General features: G+C 52.5%; 16 protein-coding genes and 1 riboswitch. Of the genes, 9 read left to right on the forward strand and 7 right to left on the reverse strand.

Annotated elements, in window-relative coordinates:
* Positions 1 to 6 precede the first annotated feature (6 nt).
* From Q1A69_RS15635 to Q1A69_RS15650, 4 genes are all read right to left on the reverse strand, one after another.
* On the reverse strand, positions 7 to 867 hold the full coding sequence (locus Q1A69_RS15635; protein ID WP_299587326.1) for a patatin-like phospholipase family protein: 861 nt from the start codon (positions 865 to 867) through the stop codon (positions 7 to 9).
* A gap of 275 nt (positions 868 to 1,142) precedes the next feature.
* Positions 1,143 to 1,733, reverse strand: coding sequence for a Fe-S biogenesis protein NfuA (nfuA, locus tag Q1A69_RS15640; protein WP_299587328.1), 591 nt, complete (start codon positions 1,731 to 1,733; stop codon positions 1,143 to 1,145).
* Between the two features lie 117 nt (positions 1,734 to 1,850).
* Positions 1,851 to 2,531 (reverse strand): type 1 glutamine amidotransferase domain-containing protein, encoded by a 681-nt coding sequence (locus Q1A69_RS15645; RefSeq protein ID WP_299587330.1) that lies wholly within the window; start codon positions 2,529 to 2,531, stop codon positions 1,851 to 1,853.
* Positions 2,532 to 2,574: 43 nt separating this feature from the next.
* Positions 2,575 to 3,606 (reverse strand): NADP-dependent oxidoreductase, encoded by a 1,032-nt coding sequence (locus Q1A69_RS15650; protein WP_299587333.1) that lies wholly within the window; start codon positions 3,604 to 3,606, stop codon positions 2,575 to 2,577.
* A 258-nt stretch (positions 3,607 to 3,864) separates the two neighbouring features.
* Here Q1A69_RS15650 and metH point away from each other — a divergent pair, with 258 nt between their 5' ends.
* From metH to Q1A69_RS15670, 4 genes are all read left to right on the forward strand, one after another.
* Positions 3,865 to 7,560 carry a methionine synthase gene (metH, locus tag Q1A69_RS15655; RefSeq protein ID WP_299587335.1) on the forward strand — a complete coding sequence of 1,232 codons (3,696 nt, stop codon included), beginning with the start codon at positions 3,865 to 3,867 and terminating at the stop codon, positions 7,558 to 7,560.
* Between the two features lie 4 nt (positions 7,561 to 7,564).
* Complete coding sequence (locus Q1A69_RS15660) at positions 7,565 to 7,786, forward strand: DUF2970 domain-containing protein (RefSeq protein ID WP_299587337.1); 222 nt, start codon at positions 7,565 to 7,567, stop codon at positions 7,784 to 7,786.
* Positions 7,787 to 8,331: 545 nt separating this feature from the next.
* Positions 8,332 to 9,993: a nitrite/sulfite reductase gene (locus Q1A69_RS15665; protein ID WP_299587339.1), complete on the forward strand. Its 1,662-nt coding sequence runs from the start codon at positions 8,332 to 8,334 to the stop codon at positions 9,991 to 9,993.
* Positions 9,977 to 10,525: a DUF934 domain-containing protein gene (locus Q1A69_RS15670; protein WP_299587342.1), complete on the forward strand. Its 549-nt coding sequence runs from the start codon at positions 9,977 to 9,979 to the stop codon at positions 10,523 to 10,525. Before Q1A69_RS15665 ends, Q1A69_RS15670 begins: the two co-directional genes overlap by 17 nt.
* 176 nt (positions 10,526 to 10,701) lie before the next feature.
* Here Q1A69_RS15670 and Q1A69_RS15675 read toward each other — a convergent pair whose 3' ends face one another.
* The 3 genes from Q1A69_RS15675 to Q1A69_RS15685 form a co-directional block, all read right to left on the reverse strand.
* Positions 10,702 to 11,310: a hypothetical protein gene (locus Q1A69_RS15675; protein WP_299587344.1), complete on the reverse strand. Its 609-nt coding sequence runs from the start codon at positions 11,308 to 11,310 to the stop codon at positions 10,702 to 10,704.
* A gap of 259 nt (positions 11,311 to 11,569) precedes the next feature.
* Positions 11,570 to 12,361: a nucleotidyltransferase domain-containing protein gene (locus Q1A69_RS15680; RefSeq protein ID WP_299587348.1), complete on the reverse strand. Its 792-nt coding sequence runs from the start codon at positions 12,359 to 12,361 to the stop codon at positions 11,570 to 11,572.
* Positions 12,362 to 12,484: 123 nt separating this feature from the next.
* Complete coding sequence (locus tag Q1A69_RS15685) at positions 12,485 to 12,859, reverse strand: hypothetical protein (protein WP_299587351.1); 375 nt, start codon at positions 12,857 to 12,859, stop codon at positions 12,485 to 12,487.
* Between the two features lie 237 nt (positions 12,860 to 13,096).
* Positions 13,097 to 13,213: riboswitch (TPP riboswitch) on the forward strand.
* 57 nt (positions 13,214 to 13,270) lie between these two features.
* Here Q1A69_RS15685 and Q1A69_RS15690 point away from each other — a divergent pair.
* From Q1A69_RS15690 to Q1A69_RS15710, 5 genes are all read left to right on the forward strand, one after another.
* Positions 13,271 to 15,448, forward strand: coding sequence for a TonB-dependent receptor (locus Q1A69_RS15690; RefSeq protein ID WP_299587354.1), 2,178 nt, complete (start codon positions 13,271 to 13,273; stop codon positions 15,446 to 15,448).
* Positions 15,449 to 15,605: 157 nt separating this feature from the next.
* Positions 15,606 to 15,869: a hypothetical protein gene (locus tag Q1A69_RS15695; RefSeq protein WP_299587357.1), complete on the forward strand. Its 264-nt coding sequence runs from the start codon at positions 15,606 to 15,608 to the stop codon at positions 15,867 to 15,869.
* Positions 15,862 to 16,527 (forward strand): nicotinamide riboside transporter PnuC, encoded by a 666-nt coding sequence (pnuC, locus tag Q1A69_RS15700; RefSeq protein WP_299587359.1) that lies wholly within the window; start codon positions 15,862 to 15,864, stop codon positions 16,525 to 16,527. Before Q1A69_RS15695 ends, pnuC begins: the two co-directional genes overlap by 8 nt.
* Entirely contained in the window at positions 16,520 to 17,416 is an 897-nt protein-coding gene (locus Q1A69_RS15705) for a choline kinase family protein (protein ID WP_299587362.1), read from the forward strand. Before pnuC ends, Q1A69_RS15705 begins: the two co-directional genes overlap by 8 nt.
* Positions 17,417 to 17,625: 209 nt before the next feature.
* Positions 17,626 to 18,087 carry a nuclear transport factor 2 family protein gene (locus Q1A69_RS15710; RefSeq protein ID WP_299587364.1) on the forward strand — a complete coding sequence of 154 codons (462 nt, stop codon included), beginning with the start codon at positions 17,626 to 17,628 and terminating at the stop codon, positions 18,085 to 18,087.
* The last annotated feature ends 134 nt before the right edge of the window (positions 18,088 to 18,221 follow it).

Genomic DNA, 18,221 nt, shown 5'->3' on the forward strand with positions numbered 1-18,221 from the left:
AGTGGCTCACTTGGCACTCCCCTCCGGAAAACGAACCGCCAGAAATGCCTCTCCGTCGGCGTAGCCCGCATCGAAGGCCTGCCACAGTCCCTGCGGGTTGGCAAAATCCCAGACACTAATTGGCAGGGGGCGGCTGGGCTGTACATAGATCCATAACTGTTCATCTTTTTGGCTGGTAAAACAGCTCGGATACTGAGGGTAATTTCGGGTCAGTAGTATCAGCACCCGCCCAGGATCTGGATCCAACCCACCCACCGGCACACTGTCGACAATGCCCCCATCCAAGACTTCCAACCCGCCATGTTGTTGTCGTGGCGTAAGCGGCGGTGTGCAGGATGATGAAAGAATTAATCGTTGTAGCGCCTCATGATCGGCACAGTCCCGCACTGAATGAAACAACTGGCGATAGCCCAGGCGTCTCGCCGTATTCGGGTGCAATGAGCGGGTAAGGTAGGTATCGGAGTAATCAATTCCCGCACCGACAATCAGGGCCAGGGGGCCATTCAGCCAACTCGGGGAATGGCTGACGGCAATACGCAGTTCCGTAGTGGCGCACAAACGCTCAAAGCCACCCTCAAATAACCTGCACATGCCGTCGCGATAAATTTGATGGTGAGGAAAGAGCGGATCCTTGTTAAACAGGTTGCCCCAATGAATATTTCTCCCATTTTCCTCGAAAGCCTCGGCAAAGTGCTCTACTGCGTCCAGGGATCTCCCCATCAAAATCAAACTGGAAACCAAGGCACCGGCAGAAACGGCACTGACCACTTTAGGCCTGAGTCGAACCCTGTTGGCGATAGACTCCCAAAATCCAATCTGCCAGGTACAGCGCACTCCTCCGCCGGCGAATACCACTTGATCGAACATAGAGCTCTATCCCCGGCCAATTTGCTGCAACTTACGGAGCAAAGCAGCCGCAGGGCGCCATCCGCTACAGCAGAGTGTGATTACCCTACCCCTTCAGAAAAAGCGTAGGGGGCCTTTAAAATATATACGGGTAGAACAAAACCTGGGGCAACAGACGCGGCTTCTAGCGAAGCGGGCAAAGAGGATGACGACAAGGTGAGGAGTGCAAACGGGTACTAAAAAGGCGGAGAGAATCCCCGCCTTTTTTCCATTCCTGGGAATGAGAGAACTCGATATCAGTAATAAGCCTTGGACTTATCCGTGTGGTCGGTAATGTCTTTCACCCCGGCAAGTTCCGGGATTTTCTCTTTCAACGTTTTCTCTACCCCCTCTTTCAGGGTCATATCCACCATTCCACAGCCCTGACAACCACCACCGAATTTCAGTACAGCGAACTTGTCCTCGGTCACCTCCACCAGGCTTACCTGACCACCATGCGAGGCCAGGCTGGGGTTCACCTCGTTGAAGAGGACATAGTTGATGCGGTCTTCGATGGGGCTGTCATCGGTAATCTTCGGCATCCGTGAGTTAGGCGCGCGAATGGTAAGCTGCCCCCCCATTTTGTCCGTAGAGTAGTCGACACGGGCATCATCCAGGTAGGGCACACTGCGGCCTTCGAAATAGGCCTTGAGGCCATTCATCTCGATAACCACATCCTCAGCGTCCTCCTCCCCGGGGCGGCAGTAGGCAATGCAGGTTTCGGCACTGGGGGTACCTGGGTTGGAGACAAACATACGAATCGCAATCCCCTCGCAGTCCTGCTTGGCCAACAGCTCTTTCAGGTATTCCTGCGCGGATTCGGTAATGGTGACATTCAATTCTGACATAAGCCTTCTCAAATAACCGAGCTTCTTTGTCGGGTATTTTACTCTCAGAAGCGCCCGAGTGAAACCGGTGTCTTATCGAGGGCGGATACCACCCCGATAATCCGCGCCCCAGATGGGTCAAACCGGGATCATTCCCATCAGGGTTTTAGCGACATCCTCCGATGAGGCGGGGTTCTGACCCGTGACCAGCTTGCCATCCACCACCACATAGGGCGCCCAATCCGCCTCTTTGGAATAGTGCCCGCCCCGATCTTTGAGCATATCCTCAACCAGGAAAGGTACTACATCCACGAGTCCCACCGCCTCTTCCTCGGTGTTGGTAAAGCCCGTGACATTCTTGCCGGATACCAGCGGCTTACCATCCGTGCGCTTAGTGTGGCGAAAGACACCCGGGGCATGGCATACCGCGCTGACCGGTTTATCCGCCGCGTAAAACGCCTCAATCAAGGAAATGGACTTCGGGTCCTCCGCAAGATCCCACAGAGGACCATGCCCCCCAGGGTAGAAAACCGCATCGAAATCCGATTCCTTCATTTGCGCCAGCACACTGGTATTGGCGAGTAACTGCTGAGTTTCAGAGTCCTGATAGAAACGGCGGGTGGCGTCAGTTTGGGCGTCGGGCTCATCGCTTTTGGGGTCCAGAGGCGGCTGCCCCCCTTGAGGAGACGCAAGGGTCACTTCTGCGCCGGCATCCTTAAAGATGTAGTAAGGCGCGGCAAACTCCTCCAGCCAAAAGCCGGTTTTCTTCCCAGTATTACCCAGCTCATCGTGCGAAGTCAGTACCATCAAAATTTTCATCGGCAACCTCCTTGGTGCGCAATGGAATATAAAAAGTCAGAATTCAATCGTCGGTGCCTACGCGCACCACAACCTTGCCAAAATTCTCCCCCTGCAGAAGCCCCATCAGGGCCTGGGGCGCCCGCTCCAGGCCCTCGATCAAATCCTCACGGTACTTGATCCTCCCCTCTCGAACCCACTGGCTCAAGCCGGTAACAAATTCAGCAAAGCGGTCGTATTGATCGTAGATAATGAACCCCTGAACTTTCAGCCGCTTGGCCAGTATTTCACGCATCAGTAAACTCAGGCGATCCGGGCCCTCGGGTAGCGAAGTTGCATTGTAGTGAGCTATAAGCCCGCACACAGGAATGCGGGCGAAATCGTTGAGTAGGGGCAAGACCGCATCGAATACGTCGCCGCCAACGCTCTCGAAATAGATATCCACGCCATTCGGGCAGGCTTCCACCAATTGCTCGGGAAATTCTTCCGCCCGGTGATTAAGGCAAATATCAAAGCCCAGCTCCTCCACGGCATGGCGACACTTCTCCGCACTGCCGGCGATGCCAACTACCCGGCAATCCTGGATTTTTCCAATCTGTCCGACAGTGGAGCCCACCGGCCCCGTGGCCGCAGCCACAACCAGGGTATCCCCCGGTTGTGGCTCACCGATCTCCAACAGGCCATAGTAGGCCGTAATACCCGGCATACCCATAACCCCCAGAGCATAGGAGGGTTGACTGGGGCTTTTCCCCAGATTGACCAGACCCTCACCATCGGAAACTGCGTAGTCTTGCCAGCCGCAGTAACCCAACACCCAATCCCCGGCCTCAAACCCGTCGAGGTGTGACTTAACCACCCGACTTACAGTACCGCCTACCATCACGCTCCCCAGGGGCACAGGCTCCGCATAGGATTTGGCATCGCTCATACGTCCGCGCATGTAGGGGTCCAGGGATAGGTAGACGGTGCGCAGTAAAAGCTCGCCCTGTTCCGGCTCAGGCACCCCCAGCTCTTCAATGCTGAAGTTGTCCGCCCCCGGTGCGCCCTCTGGCCTGGATGCCAATATCACACGGCGATTCTTATCTTTTGATTGCATGCTCCCTCTCCTTTAATGGGTCTTAACAAGCCTTCCTGCCCCTGGTACAGACCACGCTTCCTGTATCAGGCCAAACACCGTTACCGAGCTTTTATGTCCAATGAAGGCCAAACTATAGATATAAATTGCACGCCCTTAGCAAAAAAATACCGGTTATTGTGTCGTGTTAATTTTTATCAACCAATTTAGCCCCTGTTGACAAGTATCCCTGTGCTAAGATTGACGCCTTTCCCGCCATCGACAAATAAGGATTGGTCAATGTCCCCGCAGTCCCGCAATCAACGCCTAGAGCAACTCAAAGCCGCACTCGCTCAACGCATCCTGATTCTGGACGGCGCCATGGGAACGATGATCCAGAGGGAAAAACTGCAGGAAGAGGATTACCGCGGCGCCCGTTTTGCCGACTTCCACCAGGACCTCAAAGGTAATAACGACCTGCTAAGTCTTACCCGGCCGCAGTTGATCGAACAGATCCACCGGGAGTACCTGGAGGCCGGTGCCGACATTATCGAGACCAATACATTTAACGCGACCGAGCTGTCCCAGTCTGACTACGATATGGAACATCTGGTGGTAGAGCTGAACCGCTCCTCGGCGCAAATAGCCCGCCGTGCGGCGGATGCCCTCTCAACGGCGGAGAAACCCCGTTGGGTAGCCGGGGTGATTGGTCCCACCTCACGCACCGCAAGTATATCCCCCGATGTCAACGACCCCGGCGCGCGCAATGTCACCTTCAATGAGCTGGTACACAACTATGTGGAAGCCGGCCGCGCTCTGGTCGAGGGCGGCAGCGACCTGATCCTGATCGAAACCATCTTCGATACGCTCAATGCCAAGGCGGCTATTTACGCCATGCAGCAGCTGTTTGAGGAACTGGGATTCGAATTGCCTATCATGATCTCCGGCACCATTACCGATGCCTCGGGTCGCACCCTCTCCGGCCAGACCACCGAAGCGTTTTACTATTCCATTGCCCATGCCAAGCCGATTTCTGTGGGCCTCAACTGCGCGCTCGGTGCCACCGAATTGCGCCCCTATGTAGAAGCCCTGTCCGGCGCTTGTAGCACTTATGTCTCCGCGCATCCCAATGCCGGGCTCCCCAACGAATTTGGTGAGTATGATGAAACCCCGGAGCAGACCGCAGCGATCGTGGCCGAATTCGCCCGCAGCGGTTTTCTCAATATTCTCGGCGGCTGCTGCGGCACCACACCGGAACATATCCGCGCAATTGCCGAAGCAGTGGCCGATATCGCGCCGCGCCAAGTGCCGCAAATCAAACCCGCCCTGCGTCTGTCAGGATTGGAGCCCTTTGTCGCCGATGAGACCGCCCTGTTCGTCAATGTGGGCGAACGTTGCAACGTCACTGGCTCCGCCCGCTTCAAGCGCCTGATTCTGGAAGAGGATTACGATACAGCCCTTCAGGTCGCCGCCGCCCAGGTGGAGGACGGCGCCCAGGTCATCGACTTCAATATGGATGAGGCGATGCTCGATGCACACGCCGCCATGCGCCGCTTCCTCAACCTCGCTGCCACCGAACCAGATATCGCCAAGGTGCCGTTTATGGTGGACTCCTCCAAGTGGGAGGTCATCGAGGCGGGCCTGCAATGTATCCAGGGCAAACCCATCGTGAACTCTATCAGCCTGAAAGAGGGCAAGGAGGAGTTTATCGAAAAGGCGCAATTGTGCCTGCGCTACGGTGCCGCCGTGGTGGTAATGGCCTTTGACGAACAGGGCCAGGCGGACACCTTCGAACGCAAGATCGAAATCTGTAAACGCAGCTACGATGTGCTCGTTCATGAAGTCGGCTTCAACCCATCCGATATTATTTTCGACCCCAATATATTTGCCGTCGCGACCGGTATTGAAGAGCACAACAATTACGCCGTGGACTTTATCCAGGCCTGCCGCTGGATTCGAAAGAATTTACCGAGTGCTCAGATTAGTGGCGGCGTCTCCAATGTGTCCTTTTCTTTCCGCGGCAACAACCCAGTGCGCGAGGCCATTCATTCGGTCTTCCTGTTCCACGCCATCAAGGCGGGTCTGAATATGGGCATCGTCAATGCCGGCCAGTTGGCGGTTTACGACGAGCTACCACAAGAGCTGCGGGAAAAAGTGGAGGATGTGATCCTCAACCGCAACGACGAGTCCACCGAGGCCCTGCTGGATATCGCCCCCAAATATATGGGCGAAGGCGGCGGCACCGCACGCAAAGAAGACCTGAGTTGGCGCGAGCTGCCGGTCAAAGAACGTTTGGCGCACTCCCTGGTAAAAGGGATCAACAACTATATCGTGGAAGATACCGAAGAAGCCCGCGCACAATCCTCCCGCCCCCTGGATGTGATCGAAGGTCCGTTGATGGACGGAATGAACATCGTCGGCGACCTGTTTGGCGAAGGTAAGATGTTCCTGCCACAGGTGGTGAAATCTGCCCGTGTCATGAAACAAGCGGTCGCCTACCTGCAGCCTTATATCGAAGCGGAAAAAAACGAAGACAGCCGGCCCAATGGGCGCATTCTTATGGCTACGGTGAAAGGGGACGTACACGATATCGGCAAGAATATCGTGGGGGTGGTACTAGCCTGTAATAATTACGAGGTCATTGACTTGGGGGTAATGGTGCCCGCCGAGACCATCCTGCAAACCGCACGGGAAAAGGACTGCGATATTATCGGCCTGTCCGGTTTGATCACGCCCTCCCTCGATGAGATGGTCCATGTCGCTGCAGAAATGGAACGCCAGGAGTTCGATATTCCCCTATTGATTGGCGGCGCCACCACCTCTAAAGCGCACACCGCAGTCAAAATTGATCCCCAATTCAACCGCAATCAAGTGGTTTATGTGGCCGACGCCTCCCGCGCTGTAGGCGTCGCCAGCAATCTGATCTCCGAGGAGCTTCGCCCCGCTTTTGTGGAAAAAATCTGCGCCGAATACGAAAAGGTGCGCACCCGCACCGCCAACCGCAAGCGTAACGATACCCGCCTTACCTACGCGGAGGCCCGCGATACCGCACCGGCATTCGACTGGCAGACTTACCGTCCCGCTAGACCCAACAAGCTGGGAATAACGGTCATCGATGACTTCCCCCTGGAAAAGCTGCTCGACACCCTCGACTGGACACCTTTCTTTATTTCCTGGGATCTGGCGGGCAAGTACCCGGCGATCCTTAAAGACAAAGTAGTCGGCGAAGCCGCTACGGATCTCTACCGTAATGCCCAGCGCCTGCTGAAAGAAATGATTGCCAAGAAGCAGCTGCGCGCCCGCGCCGTATTCGGCCTCTGGCCGGCGAACAGTGTCGGCGACGATATCATCGTCTATCGAGATGAAGAGCGCAGTGACGAGCTGGCGCGCCTCCACCATATGCGGCAACAAGTACAAAAGCGTGGCGGCGATGGCCTGTGCCGTTCTCTGGCAGACTATGTCGCACCTCTGGATGCCGGGTACATCGATTATGTTGGCGGCTTTGCTGTTACCACCGGTATTGGCGCCGACGAGCTGGCACAAAGCTACGAAGCCCGACACGATGACTACAACGCGATTATGGTCAAAGCCCTGGCAGACCGCCTCGCCGAGTCTTTCGCCGAAACGCTGCACCGTTTAGTCCGCAAGGAGTACTGGGGCTATGCAGAGGATGAGGTGCTCAGCAATGAGCAACTAATTAAAGAGGCTTACCAAGGTATCCGCCCGGCGCCCGGCTACCCCGCCTGTCCGGATCACTCGGAAAAGGCTACCCTCTTCAAACTATTGCAAGCAGAGCAAAATGCTGGGGTCAGCCTGACCGAGCATTTCGCTATGATGCCTGCAGCCGCGGTAAGCGGCTGGTATTTCGCCCATCCGCAGGCCAAGTACTTCAATGTAGGTAAGATCGGCCGGGACCAATTGCAAAGCCTGGCCGGTCGTAAAGGTATGAGTGAACTGGAACTGGAGCGCTGGCTGCGCCCCAATCTTGAGGATTGAGTCCATGCAAGAAAATAATAAGAAACAAGCGGATAAGCCCGGTTTTTTCCAGGTAATACTCAGTACCTTGGCTGCGGCAATCGGTGTGCAGAGCAACAAAAATCGTGAGAAAGATTTTCAAAGTGGCAGTATGGCCCACTTTGTAGTCGCCGGAATTATCTTCACCATTTTGTTTGTCTTAACACTGATCCTGATTGTAAAGACGGTACTCGGCAATATGGGTTGAATGGGCGGATGCCTGTAAACCTCAACCTGAGTGGAATCTGGCCCGCCGTCTCGCATCCCCCGCCATTAGTGCGTGTACAGCACTACAGCAAGGCTACGCACAAGGCCTCACGATTGAATCCATAAGGGATTTGCCCGGTACTACTCAGCTCCGGGCCTGGGTGCTTAGCGGGTGGCAACCCAGAAAACACAGGTGGCGACAAAGGTAGCAACAAGAGCCACAGCGGCAATGGCATCTACGAAATTGTCTTCTTCCGGGGTAACAACTACTTCTTCATTCATCGAATCTCTCCGATTACGCATTATTGTTATTCAAAGTAGTGAGCCGTTTGCAACGGTTCCACCAGTAGAGCAAATCCCTGAAAGCGGCGCAAGGCAACCGCTACAGGCATTCTCCTTCGCTTATAACTGTTGGTTACAGACATAGCGGAAAATATTGTTATTTATCGCATAAGCTGACTGGTATGTTAGGCGCCAGCGGAGAACTGTCCGGGGCCTGCCCCTCTCTCCACCATCCGCGCACAAAGGCAATGGAATCAAGCTGTTATGTATCGATACGACGACCGGGATCGCGCCATCATCAACGATCGCGTCGCCCAGTTCCGCGGCCAGACGGAACGTTACCTCGCCGGCGAGTTAAGTGAGGAACAATTCCTGCCACTGCGCCTGCAAAATGGCCTCTATATTCAGCGACTGGCCCCCATGTTGCGCATCGCCGTGCCTTACGGCCTGCTCAACAGCGACCAGTTGCGCCGTCTCGCCCGTGTAAGCCGCGACTATGACAAAGGCTACGCACACTTCACCACGCGCCAAAACCTACAGTACAACTGGCCCCAGCTGGAAGACGTGCCCGCTATTCTGGCCGAGCTGGCCGAAGTGGAAATGCATGCGGTACAAACCAGTGGCAACTGTATCCGCAATACGACATCAGACCCCTACGCGGGCATTGCCCTCGATGAGATCGCCGATCCGCGCCCCTACTGCGAATTGATTCGCCAGTGGTCCACCTTTCACCCCGAATTCGCCTTCCTGCCGCGCAAATTCAAAATCGCGGTCAGCGGTTCTGAGCAGGATCGCGCCGCGATTCGTGTACACGATATTGGCGTACAAATCATCAAGCGGGGTGAGGCCATCGGATTCCAGGTGCTCGTTGGCGGCGGTCAGGGCCGCACTCCCGTTATCGCCGAAACAATCCGCGACTTCCTGCCGGAAGAAGACCTGCTCTCTTACCTGGAAGCGATTGTGCGCGTGTACAACCAGCTGGGCCGCCGGGACAACAAATACAAGGCGCGCATTAAGATTCTGGTAAAAGCCCTAGGCCCCGAGGAATTCGGTCGCCGCGTAGAAGAGGAGTGGCAACAAATAAAGGATGGGGTGGAAAAACTGACTCCAGAGGCCCTACAGTGGGCTAAGTCCTTCTTTACCGCGCCCGACTACAAAACCTTCGATGACGCCGCAAGCACGGCCGCCCTGCAACAGCAGGCGGACAGCGACAAAGCCTTTGCCCGCTGGCTAGAGCGCAACACCTACCCCCACCGGGTACCAGGTTACCGGGCCATCAAGCTCTCCACCAAGCCCACAGGTGTTCCCCCCGGCGATGTTACCGACCGCCAGCTGGAGGCCATCGCCGACCTCGCTGACACCTTTAGTTTCGGCGAAGCCCGCGCAACACACGACCAAAATGTGGTGCTGGCCGATGTGGAACAAGGGCAGCTGTACGAGTTGTGGCAACAGGCGCGCAAACACGGCTTTGCCACACCGAATATCGGCACCCTCACCGACATGATCTGCTGTCCCGGTGGCGACTACTGCTCCCTCGCCAATGCCAAGTCTATCCCTGTGGCCGAGGCCATCCAGCGCCGTTTTGACGATGTGGATTATCTCTACGACCTGGGTGACCTGAACCTGAATATCTCCGGCTGTATGAACGCCTGCGGCCACCATCACGTGGGCCATATCGGCATTCTCGGCGTAGACAAAAAGGGGGAGGAGTTCTACCAGATTCAGCTCGGCGGCAGCGCCTCCAACGAGGCCAGTCTGGCCAAGGTGCTCGGCCCCAGCTTCTCTCGGGCTGAGGTGCCAGACGTAATTAGCAAGATCCTCGATCTTTACGTTGAACAGCGCCGGGCCGAAGAGCCCTTTATCGACACCTACAATCGCATCGGCCTGCAACCCTTCAAGGAGAGAGTCTATGCCAAAGCCAGTTAAACTGGGCCCACAGCCGGGCAACCCCCGCGAGCTGATTCTGAATAGTGAAGTGTGCCCCAATGAGTGGCAGCTTCTACCGCAGCAGGAGGAGGGGGAAAATATTGAGGCAAACGCCCTGCCCTCCGGCAAGATTATTTTGCCCCTGCGCCAGTGGCAAGCCCATCGAGAGGCCCTGGCCGAACGCAGTGCAGAAGTGGGTGTATGGCTCGATAGCGACGAGGGTGCGGAATTAATCGGCAGAGAAGCGGCAAATTTGCCATTGATCGCGATTAACTTCCCCGCTTTTGCCGATGGCCGCGGCTTTACCGCCGGCCGTATGCTACGCGAACGTTTCGGCTTCAAGGGTGAATTGCGAGCGGTGGGTGGCTTTATGCGTGACCAGCTCACCTATCTGCAGCGCTGCGGTTTTAACGCTTACGCATTTGAAGGTGATCAGTCGCTAACCAGCCTAAAAGAATCCCTGCACGACTTTGGGGACAGCTACCAGTCGGGAGTGGATCAACCCCTACCGATGTTCCGCAGACGTTTCTAAAACAAGCTCTCAGCTAAGTGCGCCCTAGCCACCATGGGCAGTGGCGCACTATGTCCAACAATTTTTACCCCTTTCTGACGAAGATACCGTTCTAATAGGGGTAACCGCGAAAGAACATAACCCCTTCACCAAACTCTCTTCCCCAAATGCCCCCCCAAACCAGCACCCGCGACTATTTAAATCGCCGCATCCAAAAGGGCTATTCCATTACCATAAACCACATCGTTTCCCGTTCCAGATATACGGAACGGTATTTGTGTTAAATCACCACCCAGGGAGCTTATAGCGAGAGCGACCCGCTTCATTTCCAACGGCCCTGGCTGGTAGTGGCCACTATGGTTATTTACTTCGAGAACTTGGTATCCGGCACCCAAAACAATCGTTCCCGCACCCAATACCGGGCCACCAGCCAAAAAAGATGAATGATGAAAGTGCCCGATATTTTTTCTTCCGACATAGAAATTTCTCTGAGAATCGACAACAAAGATTATGTTTCCTACCGTATTTTGCACTATACCCAACTCAAATCTTTTACTCCGAGGAACAACAAGCGCTCTTCCTGTAAAAGTTACCAGGTGTTTCTGCCTCTCTCGATCGGTTAGGTAGCGAACATTACCATTGCGACCATGAGTGGCCTGATGGTTGGGGTGATGAACTTCCGGCCAATAAGGAACAGCCACCATCTTGGCTCCCTTTGAACGCCCCAAAAGCCCCAGGGTTGTCAATGTGGAACGCAGACGTCTCCAGCGCCCTCTTGCCCTCTCTTTTTTTTCTGCCTCAGTCATCAGATGCTTCCTTCCATGAAGTGATTAAGATTAATAGGGCACCCTAGCCCCAAACATCACTCAAAAGAATATTGAAAGCAGCATGAACAGCTTATGAATAATATGAGCTAAAAAATGCCTCGTAAGGGTTTTTCTCTGGCTAGGCTAAGCTCTGAACAGAGATATGCAATGAGCGCTCGACGAAAAATCCAATATTTTAGACACTTTCACCGAGCACAAACTATGGATCAATACTCAATGTTAGATACGTCACCCAACATTAAACGCCTAGCACCTGGTGAAAAAACCTATCAAAATCCGCTATATCCAGCTTAGGTCGCTCCTCAATGGAGTTGGCCACCCCACGGTCCAAATTTTCATGAATCCAGCGATCAAGGCGAGCGTCCAGAATGATTAGATTACCTTCATCCAACCCTTTCTTCTTCTCAATCAAACTGGATATCAACTGCAGCAACCATTCCTCTTGTGCGTTCGCCAGCAACTCTTTGCACATCTGCAAAAAATCGACCGGGGGAATAGTCATAAATCTTTTTATGTAAAGTGCGTTTAAGATCGAACGCATTACATAAAGCAGTTTTTTGACTTGAATCTCTTTAAGACCTTCATCATCTTCTTGCACAAATCTTAAATGATGATTAAACCCCATACTTATATAATGGTGCGCCAAGGCTCTTGGTTGCCAGCATTTTTTGGCAAGGCTGCGAAGCTCATCCAAAACCTCTTGCTGATAGAGATAAATTTTTGGAGAGAACAACCATTCAATCAATGTCGGGTTACTTCCCCGCAACAAACCCAATGCCTTGCTGATATCCCAGCCAACCAGATCAAGCTCATCACCCAGCGCTTTATCAAAGGGCACCTCCACAACATCTCTTGGGTTTCCAAGAGTCAGATAGTGGTTAAGATCTCGCTTGTAAATAAAACGCACATCCCAGTCACTATCTGGTGACTCAAAGCCCCATGCCCGGCTGCCAGATTCACAGGCATACAAAATTTCTATGCCCTTCTCAGATTCCAGTGCTTTCAATCTATCTTGTATCACCAATTCCATATGCATACACCAATATACGGCTTGAGCAAAATAAGGCATACACCGTACTCGGGACACCCAGCTTACAGGTTTGCATACGTATAGCGAATGAATACCAACCCGAGTCCAGCCTATGCTCTGCCTCTATTTTCTAGCGACTTTTTTTATCTTGTAACCACCAATCATATATCCCAGCAATGATCCAGCTAGAACAGGGATGGAGGTCAAACCGATTATTAACAAGCGGTCTTGCTTAAACTGCACATCGAAGTGAACCACTGAGGTATAAGCAACCGCATACATCGCAACAACAATGGCAAGCAGCACCACCCAGGTTGTTACATTTGCCGATAAAGCAGTACCACAACTTTTACAGATACATTTTATCGAGTTAATACCACTACACCATCCGACCAAGGATATTGGCTTTTCATTACAACCAGGACAATTTTTCACTTCTAATCCAACCTCAAAAAATTCAGCCACAGCCGAGACACTGCAGGATGCAATTATATTCAATATTCTCCTGTGCAGAAACTTGTACCTCACACTAAATTCGTCAGAAAACATTTTCACCTCTCCCTTTTAATCCATCCACTTTCCCGACACAAACAAGTAATGGGCCACCGAAAAAAGCAATTCACGGCCTAGTCTTGCTGGTCCCTGCCGCTTCAAACGCCTATGAACAAGGACCTAGAGGGGTACAAAGCTGCCTCCTTCCCCATAAAGATCGAAACATCTGCTATCATCGCGCCCGCAAAACCTAAGGGGTGGCCAAGGCCTGAGATGCTGCGAGATCAAGAAGATCTTTTGAAGCAAACCCTTGAACCTGATCCGGTTAATACCGGCGTAGGAATAGGTAGGCATGCCAAAGCCCTCCCCTCGTCGCGCTCCGGGTCTCTTTCATTAGTGTTGATCCGAGAGAGAACCATGAAGAAACTGTTCACAATCCACCCGATTGCTTTATCCATCGGCCTTATTGTGGGCTCGCCTAGTGGGTTGGCTTTAGCTGCAGAGCCCATGAACAGGGGGCTTGAAGAGGTGGTAGTGACGGCTCAACTGCGCGATACCAACCTGCTCGATCTGCCAGGCAGCGTCAGTGTGATGGACGCTAGCAGTATTGAGGCGCGAGGAGCTGGCAACCTGGACCAGCTATTGAACATGGCACCAAATGTCAACTTCTCTACTGGCGCTTCACGGGGACGCTTTATTCAGATTCGCGGTATTGGTGAGCGCAGCCAGTTTATCGACCCAGTAAATCCTTCCGTAGGTTTGGTCATTGATGGGATAGACTTCACTGGTCTTGGCCTGGCTGCCAGCACCCTGGATATCGAACAGATAGAGATCCTCCGCGGCCCTCAGGGCACCCTGTATGGTGCCAATGCCCTAGCCGGCCTGGTCAATATGCGCAGCGCCGCACCCACTTCAGAAACTACAGGCAAGGTCTCTGCCGAACTGAGTGAATATGGTGGCCACAGCCTCTCAGCCATTGGCAGCGGCAGCCTGACTGACCAGCTTGGCTTCCGTATTGCCGCCAGCGAACGAAAGTCCGATGGCTATATGGAAAACCAGTACCTGGGCCGCGATGACACTAACAATATTGATGAGTCCGTGCTGCGTGGCAAACTGGCTTACTCACCCAGTGATGACTTACAACTCGGCCTGACACTCTTCTACCTTGATGCCGATAACGGCTACGATGCCTTCTCTTTATACAATACCCGCGAAACCCTCTCCGACAAGCCCGGTCGGGACAAGCAGGAAACCTGGGCAGGCGCTTTAACTGGGCAGTGGTCGGGTAACGAAAATTTCACTCTTGAAGCCACCCTAAGCTTTGCCAACTCCGATACCGAGTACGGATACGATGAGGACTGGAGTTATATCGGCTTTCACCCCTGGGGTTACAGTCAAACCGATAATTACCAGCGGGACAAAGACAATACCAGCATGGATTTACGCCTGCTCTCCACCGAGGCCTCCAAACTCTTTGCAGGACGCACTAGCTGGGTACTGGGGGTTTATCATCGCCATGAACAAGAAGACCTCTTACAGGCCTCAGGAGCAACTGAAGGCACAATCACTGAATACAGCTTTTTTAGCAGTGAATTTGATACCAAAAATAGCGCAGTTTACGGACAGCTGAACACCACACTGACCGACACCCTTAACCTGATTAGCGGGCTCCGCCTGGAAAAGCGCAGTGCAGATTACTCTGATTCCTATACGACCAAGGCAGATAGCCGTGAGGACTTGTGGGGTGGAAATATAACCCTGGAATATCATTATTCCGAAGACACTTTACTATACGCCACCGTTTCACGAGGCTACAAGACAGGGGGGGTAAACGGGGCAATCATCGCAGAGTTCGCGGATAATGTAGAAGCTTACCGTGAGATGTTCGAGTTCGATACAGAGCATTTGCTTAACTACGAACTTGGAGCCAAAGGCAATTGGCTGGATAACCGTTTACAGGCCCAGCTAGCAGCCTTCTACCAGGATCGCAACGATGTTCAAGCCAAACAGTCACTTTTCAACCCAGAGAGTAAAAAGTTTAGAGAGTATCTGGGCAACGCAGCGGGCGGTAAAACTTTCGGCTTTGAGGCGGAAATAAATTTCCAGGCTACGGAAACTGTACGCCTTTTCGCCTCCGCAGGATGGCTGAACGCCGAGTTTGAAAACTTTATTAGTAGCACCCACGTAGATACGAAGAAGGACGAAGAAACCGGCACAGTGCTGCCGGTAAATCTGGATGGGCGTGATGTTGCTCATGCACCAAGCTATCAGTTCTTCACTGGCACCGAGATTGATCTCAGTGCTCACTGGGTACTGCGCCTGGAATTGGAGGGCAAGGATGAGTTTTTCTTCTCCAATAGCCACAATGAAAAATCCACTGCCTACGAATTGCTCAACGCCCGCCTCACCTACCGGGCTGACAGCTGGGAAGTCTCCCTGTGGGGTAGAAATCTGACTAATGAGGACTATTACACAAGAGGTTTCTATTTCAGCAATGAATATGGCAACAATCCAGCCAATTTCTATGCTCCTGAACCTTACTATCAACAGGGTGAGCCTCGTATTGCCGGGGTAACCGGTACTTATACGTTCTAACAGATCACTCGGTAACTAACCTAGCCGACAAACTCCGATAACTGCCCGTGAAATATTAGATACATAGCGTACCTGCTATTCACGGGCTTAATCTGATTAGCTAACGAAGAATTAAGAATCGTTACCACTAGGCTCTCAGCGAATAATGGGAAAAACTATGCAACTCTCAGTAGAAATCAGCATGTACCCACTAAAAGATGAATACATCCCCAGTATTCAGGCTTTTATTGCGCGCCTGAATAGTCATTCAGACCTGAGAGTGATCACCAACACCATGAGCACTCAGGTATTTGGTGAGTATGATTTACTAATGGATATCCTAAAAATAGAAATGCGTAAATCCTACGAGCAGTTTGGACGCGCCATTTTTGTTTGTAAATTTATCGATGGCGACCTAGCCCCGGCAGAATCCCATGCATGACCCCGAGCTTCTTGAAATTATTCGCACCTCAATTACAGCCATGTCCCTGTGGGAAGTTGCAGCAGTTATTCTGGCCCTCACCTACCTGTTACTGGCGATGCGCGAGAAAATCAGCTGCTGGTATGCCGCATTCGCCAGTACCGCAATCTATTTGGTTTTATTCTGGGATGTCAGCCTGCTGATGGAGTCCGCACTTCAGATTTTCTATCTGGTCATGGCTGTTTATGGCTGGTGGCAATGGCGCCACCACAAGGATAAAAAGAAAGATCTTAAGATTCACCGGTGGAGACTGCAAACCCACTTAATAGTGTTCAGTGGTATTGCCATACTAACCCTGGTATTCGGTTATCTGCTAGATAACTTTACCAGCGCCGCGCTACCCTATCTCGATTCCTTCACCACGCTTGGAGCGGTGGTTACCACCTTTATGGTTACGCGCAAGGTGTTGGAAAACTGGATCTACTGGATTGTAGTGGATGGAGCCTCCATTTATCTCTACCTGGATAGAGGACTCTACCTTACGGCGCTGCTATTTTTACTCTATGTGGTACTGGTGATCATTGGCTTCTTCCAATGGAAAGCGATCTATAACAAACAAAGCCTTACTGCACCAGTAGGATTAACCCCTGAAAATAGCGGCCTAGCTTCCGATGCCTAGCAGCTGGGACCCTACTGATGGCGCGCTTAGCCCAAGTACCGTTATTCCCAGTGACTGGCGCCTGTGGAGCGAGTCCAGGCCACTTTTTGTCCGACCGATGACCGGTGGACTGACTAATCGAACCTATCTGATCTCATCAGGGGAAGCGCTGTTAGTACTTCGCCATAACTCCCCGCTTAGCCAATCTCTCGACCTCGACCGGGCAACCGAAGCCCAGGTCCTCGATAGAGCCACCCATGCCGGACTGTGCGCCCCCCTTGTCTACTGCGACCCTCAACACGAATACCTGGTAACACGATTTATTCAGGGCCAGCCCTGGCATAAACAGAGACCTGGCGCTATAGAACGGCTCGCCAGGCTACTCAACAGAATACACGCTCTACCCCCGGTCAACAGCCAACTCGGCATCGAACAAAAGGCTGAAAACTATTGGCCATCCATTAGTACTCAAGCCGATTTTTATTCGCTTCTTGCGCGCTTGCGCAGCGCGCTATCCAGCAGTATTCGTACTGTCGAAGATTATAGAGAAGGCTCTTGCCTCTGCCATAATGACCTAACCAAAGAAAACCTAATAGAAAGCACTGACGAGAAGCTTATCGCTATCGACTGGGAATATGCTTCTATGGGGGATCACTATTATGACCTTGCCGCATTGGTCGAAGAACATCAATTATCTCCTGTGCAACAACAACAGTTGCTCTCTAGCTATCTCCAGCGCCCGCTCAACAGGGATGACTGGCGGCGATTGCTTCATTGGCGCCTGATCTACAAATATCTTTGTGTGCTTTGGCATGCGGTGCAGTGGAGCACAAAAAAGGATCGCACAGACCCAGGGGCAATTAACACTCAATGCCAAACATTGTTACAGTTGATTCCACTTAGCCATTAACAAACCTATGTTGCCGCATTACAGTAAATTTCTGTCAACGCAAAGAAAGCGTGTACGCTAAACCTACTACGCCTATACCCCCTTCAGTAAGTATTTTCCATTCAAACGCCCCAGAATGGTATTGACCAGCCAAGACCCTGCAATCATATAATCACTGCGGACCAAATCGATTGATTATTCACTCCAACGAATATAAGGATATACGCATCATGGCCAGAGCCCTCATTACACTTCTGCTCCTTCTGGCGACAACCAGCAGCTACGCCGAAAAAAGACCCGAGGCTTTTAGAACGATCGACAAGCTTTTTGCCGCTATGTCCAAGTTTGACCACCAGAAAATGCGAAGCACCGTTACCGATTCTTTCATTCTTTTGGAGCATGGCGAAATCTGGACAATCGATGACCTTGTTAAAGTCGTAAAACCTTCAGGCTATACCAGAACCAATTACTTCAGCATCATCAACTACGAACAGCAGGGTGATCTGCTCACCATTAACTACTGGAATAAAGCTAACTTCACCCAGAAAGGCGCCAGCGAGGAAGTTATATGGCTGGAGAGTGCGGTACTTGCCAAGGTCGAGGGGGATTGGCTACTCGCCCAAATGCATTCCACCCGGCTTCCCGCAGGTAAAACACCCGATAAAGTCAACTTTATTGAGCAAAGGTTATAACCCACCTGTAAATTAAAAGGGCGGTCTTGTCGTTCACTCTGGTGTCCGCTTTTAAGACCATTGCGGATACCACCGTTTTACAACTTTTCCCTCTCTCCCAGGGCATCATGTAAAATATGCGACCACAATACGAC

The organism is uncultured Microbulbifer sp. (assembly GCF_947498635.1).
GTDB classification, from domain to species: domain Bacteria; phylum Pseudomonadota; class Gammaproteobacteria; order Pseudomonadales; family Cellvibrionaceae; genus Microbulbifer; species Microbulbifer echini.

Bases quoted from the DNA above. Each gene is read 5' to 3' on its own strand.
- Q1A69_RS15695 (WP_299587357.1), top strand. From the start codon at position 15,606: ATGCAACTCTCAGTAGAAATCAGCATGTACCCACTAAAAGATGAATAC.
- Q1A69_RS15690 (WP_299587354.1), top strand. From the start codon at position 13,271: ATGAAGAAACTGTTCACAATCCACCCGATTGCTTTATCCATCGGCCTT.
- pnuC (WP_299587359.1), top strand. From the start codon at position 15,862: ATGCATGACCCCGAGCTTCTTGAAATTATTCGCACCTCAATTACAGCC.
- Q1A69_RS15665 (WP_299587339.1), top strand. From the start codon at position 8,332: ATGTATCGATACGACGACCGGGATCGCGCCATCATCAACGATCGCGTC.
- Q1A69_RS15670 (WP_299587342.1), top strand. From the start codon at position 9,977: ATGCCAAAGCCAGTTAAACTGGGCCCACAGCCGGGCAACCCCCGCGAG.
- Q1A69_RS15680 (WP_299587348.1), bottom strand. From the start codon at position 12,361: ATGGAATTGGTGATACAAGATAGATTGAAAGCACTGGAATCTGAGAAG.
- nfuA (WP_299587328.1), bottom strand. From the start codon at position 1,733: ATGTCAGAATTGAATGTCACCATTACCGAATCCGCGCAGGAATACCTG.
- Q1A69_RS15650 (WP_299587333.1), bottom strand. From the start codon at position 3,606: ATGCAATCAAAAGATAAGAATCGCCGTGTGATATTGGCATCCAGGCCA.
- Q1A69_RS15705 (WP_299587362.1), top strand. From the start codon at position 16,520: ATGCCTAGCAGCTGGGACCCTACTGATGGCGCGCTTAGCCCAAGTACC.
- Q1A69_RS15635 (WP_299587326.1), bottom strand. From the start codon at position 867: ATGTTCGATCAAGTGGTATTCGCCGGCGGAGGAGTGCGCTGTACCTGG.
- Q1A69_RS15645 (WP_299587330.1), bottom strand. From the start codon at position 2,531: ATGAAAATTTTGATGGTACTGACTTCGCACGATGAGCTGGGTAATACT.
- Q1A69_RS15660 (WP_299587337.1), top strand. From the start codon at position 7,565: ATGCAAGAAAATAATAAGAAACAAGCGGATAAGCCCGGTTTTTTCCAG.
- Q1A69_RS15675 (WP_299587344.1), bottom strand. From the start codon at position 11,310: ATGACTGAGGCAGAAAAAAAAGAGAGGGCAAGAGGGCGCTGGAGACGT.
- Q1A69_RS15710 (WP_299587364.1), top strand. From the start codon at position 17,626: ATGGCCAGAGCCCTCATTACACTTCTGCTCCTTCTGGCGACAACCAGC.
- metH (WP_299587335.1), top strand. From the start codon at position 3,865: ATGTCCCCGCAGTCCCGCAATCAACGCCTAGAGCAACTCAAAGCCGCA.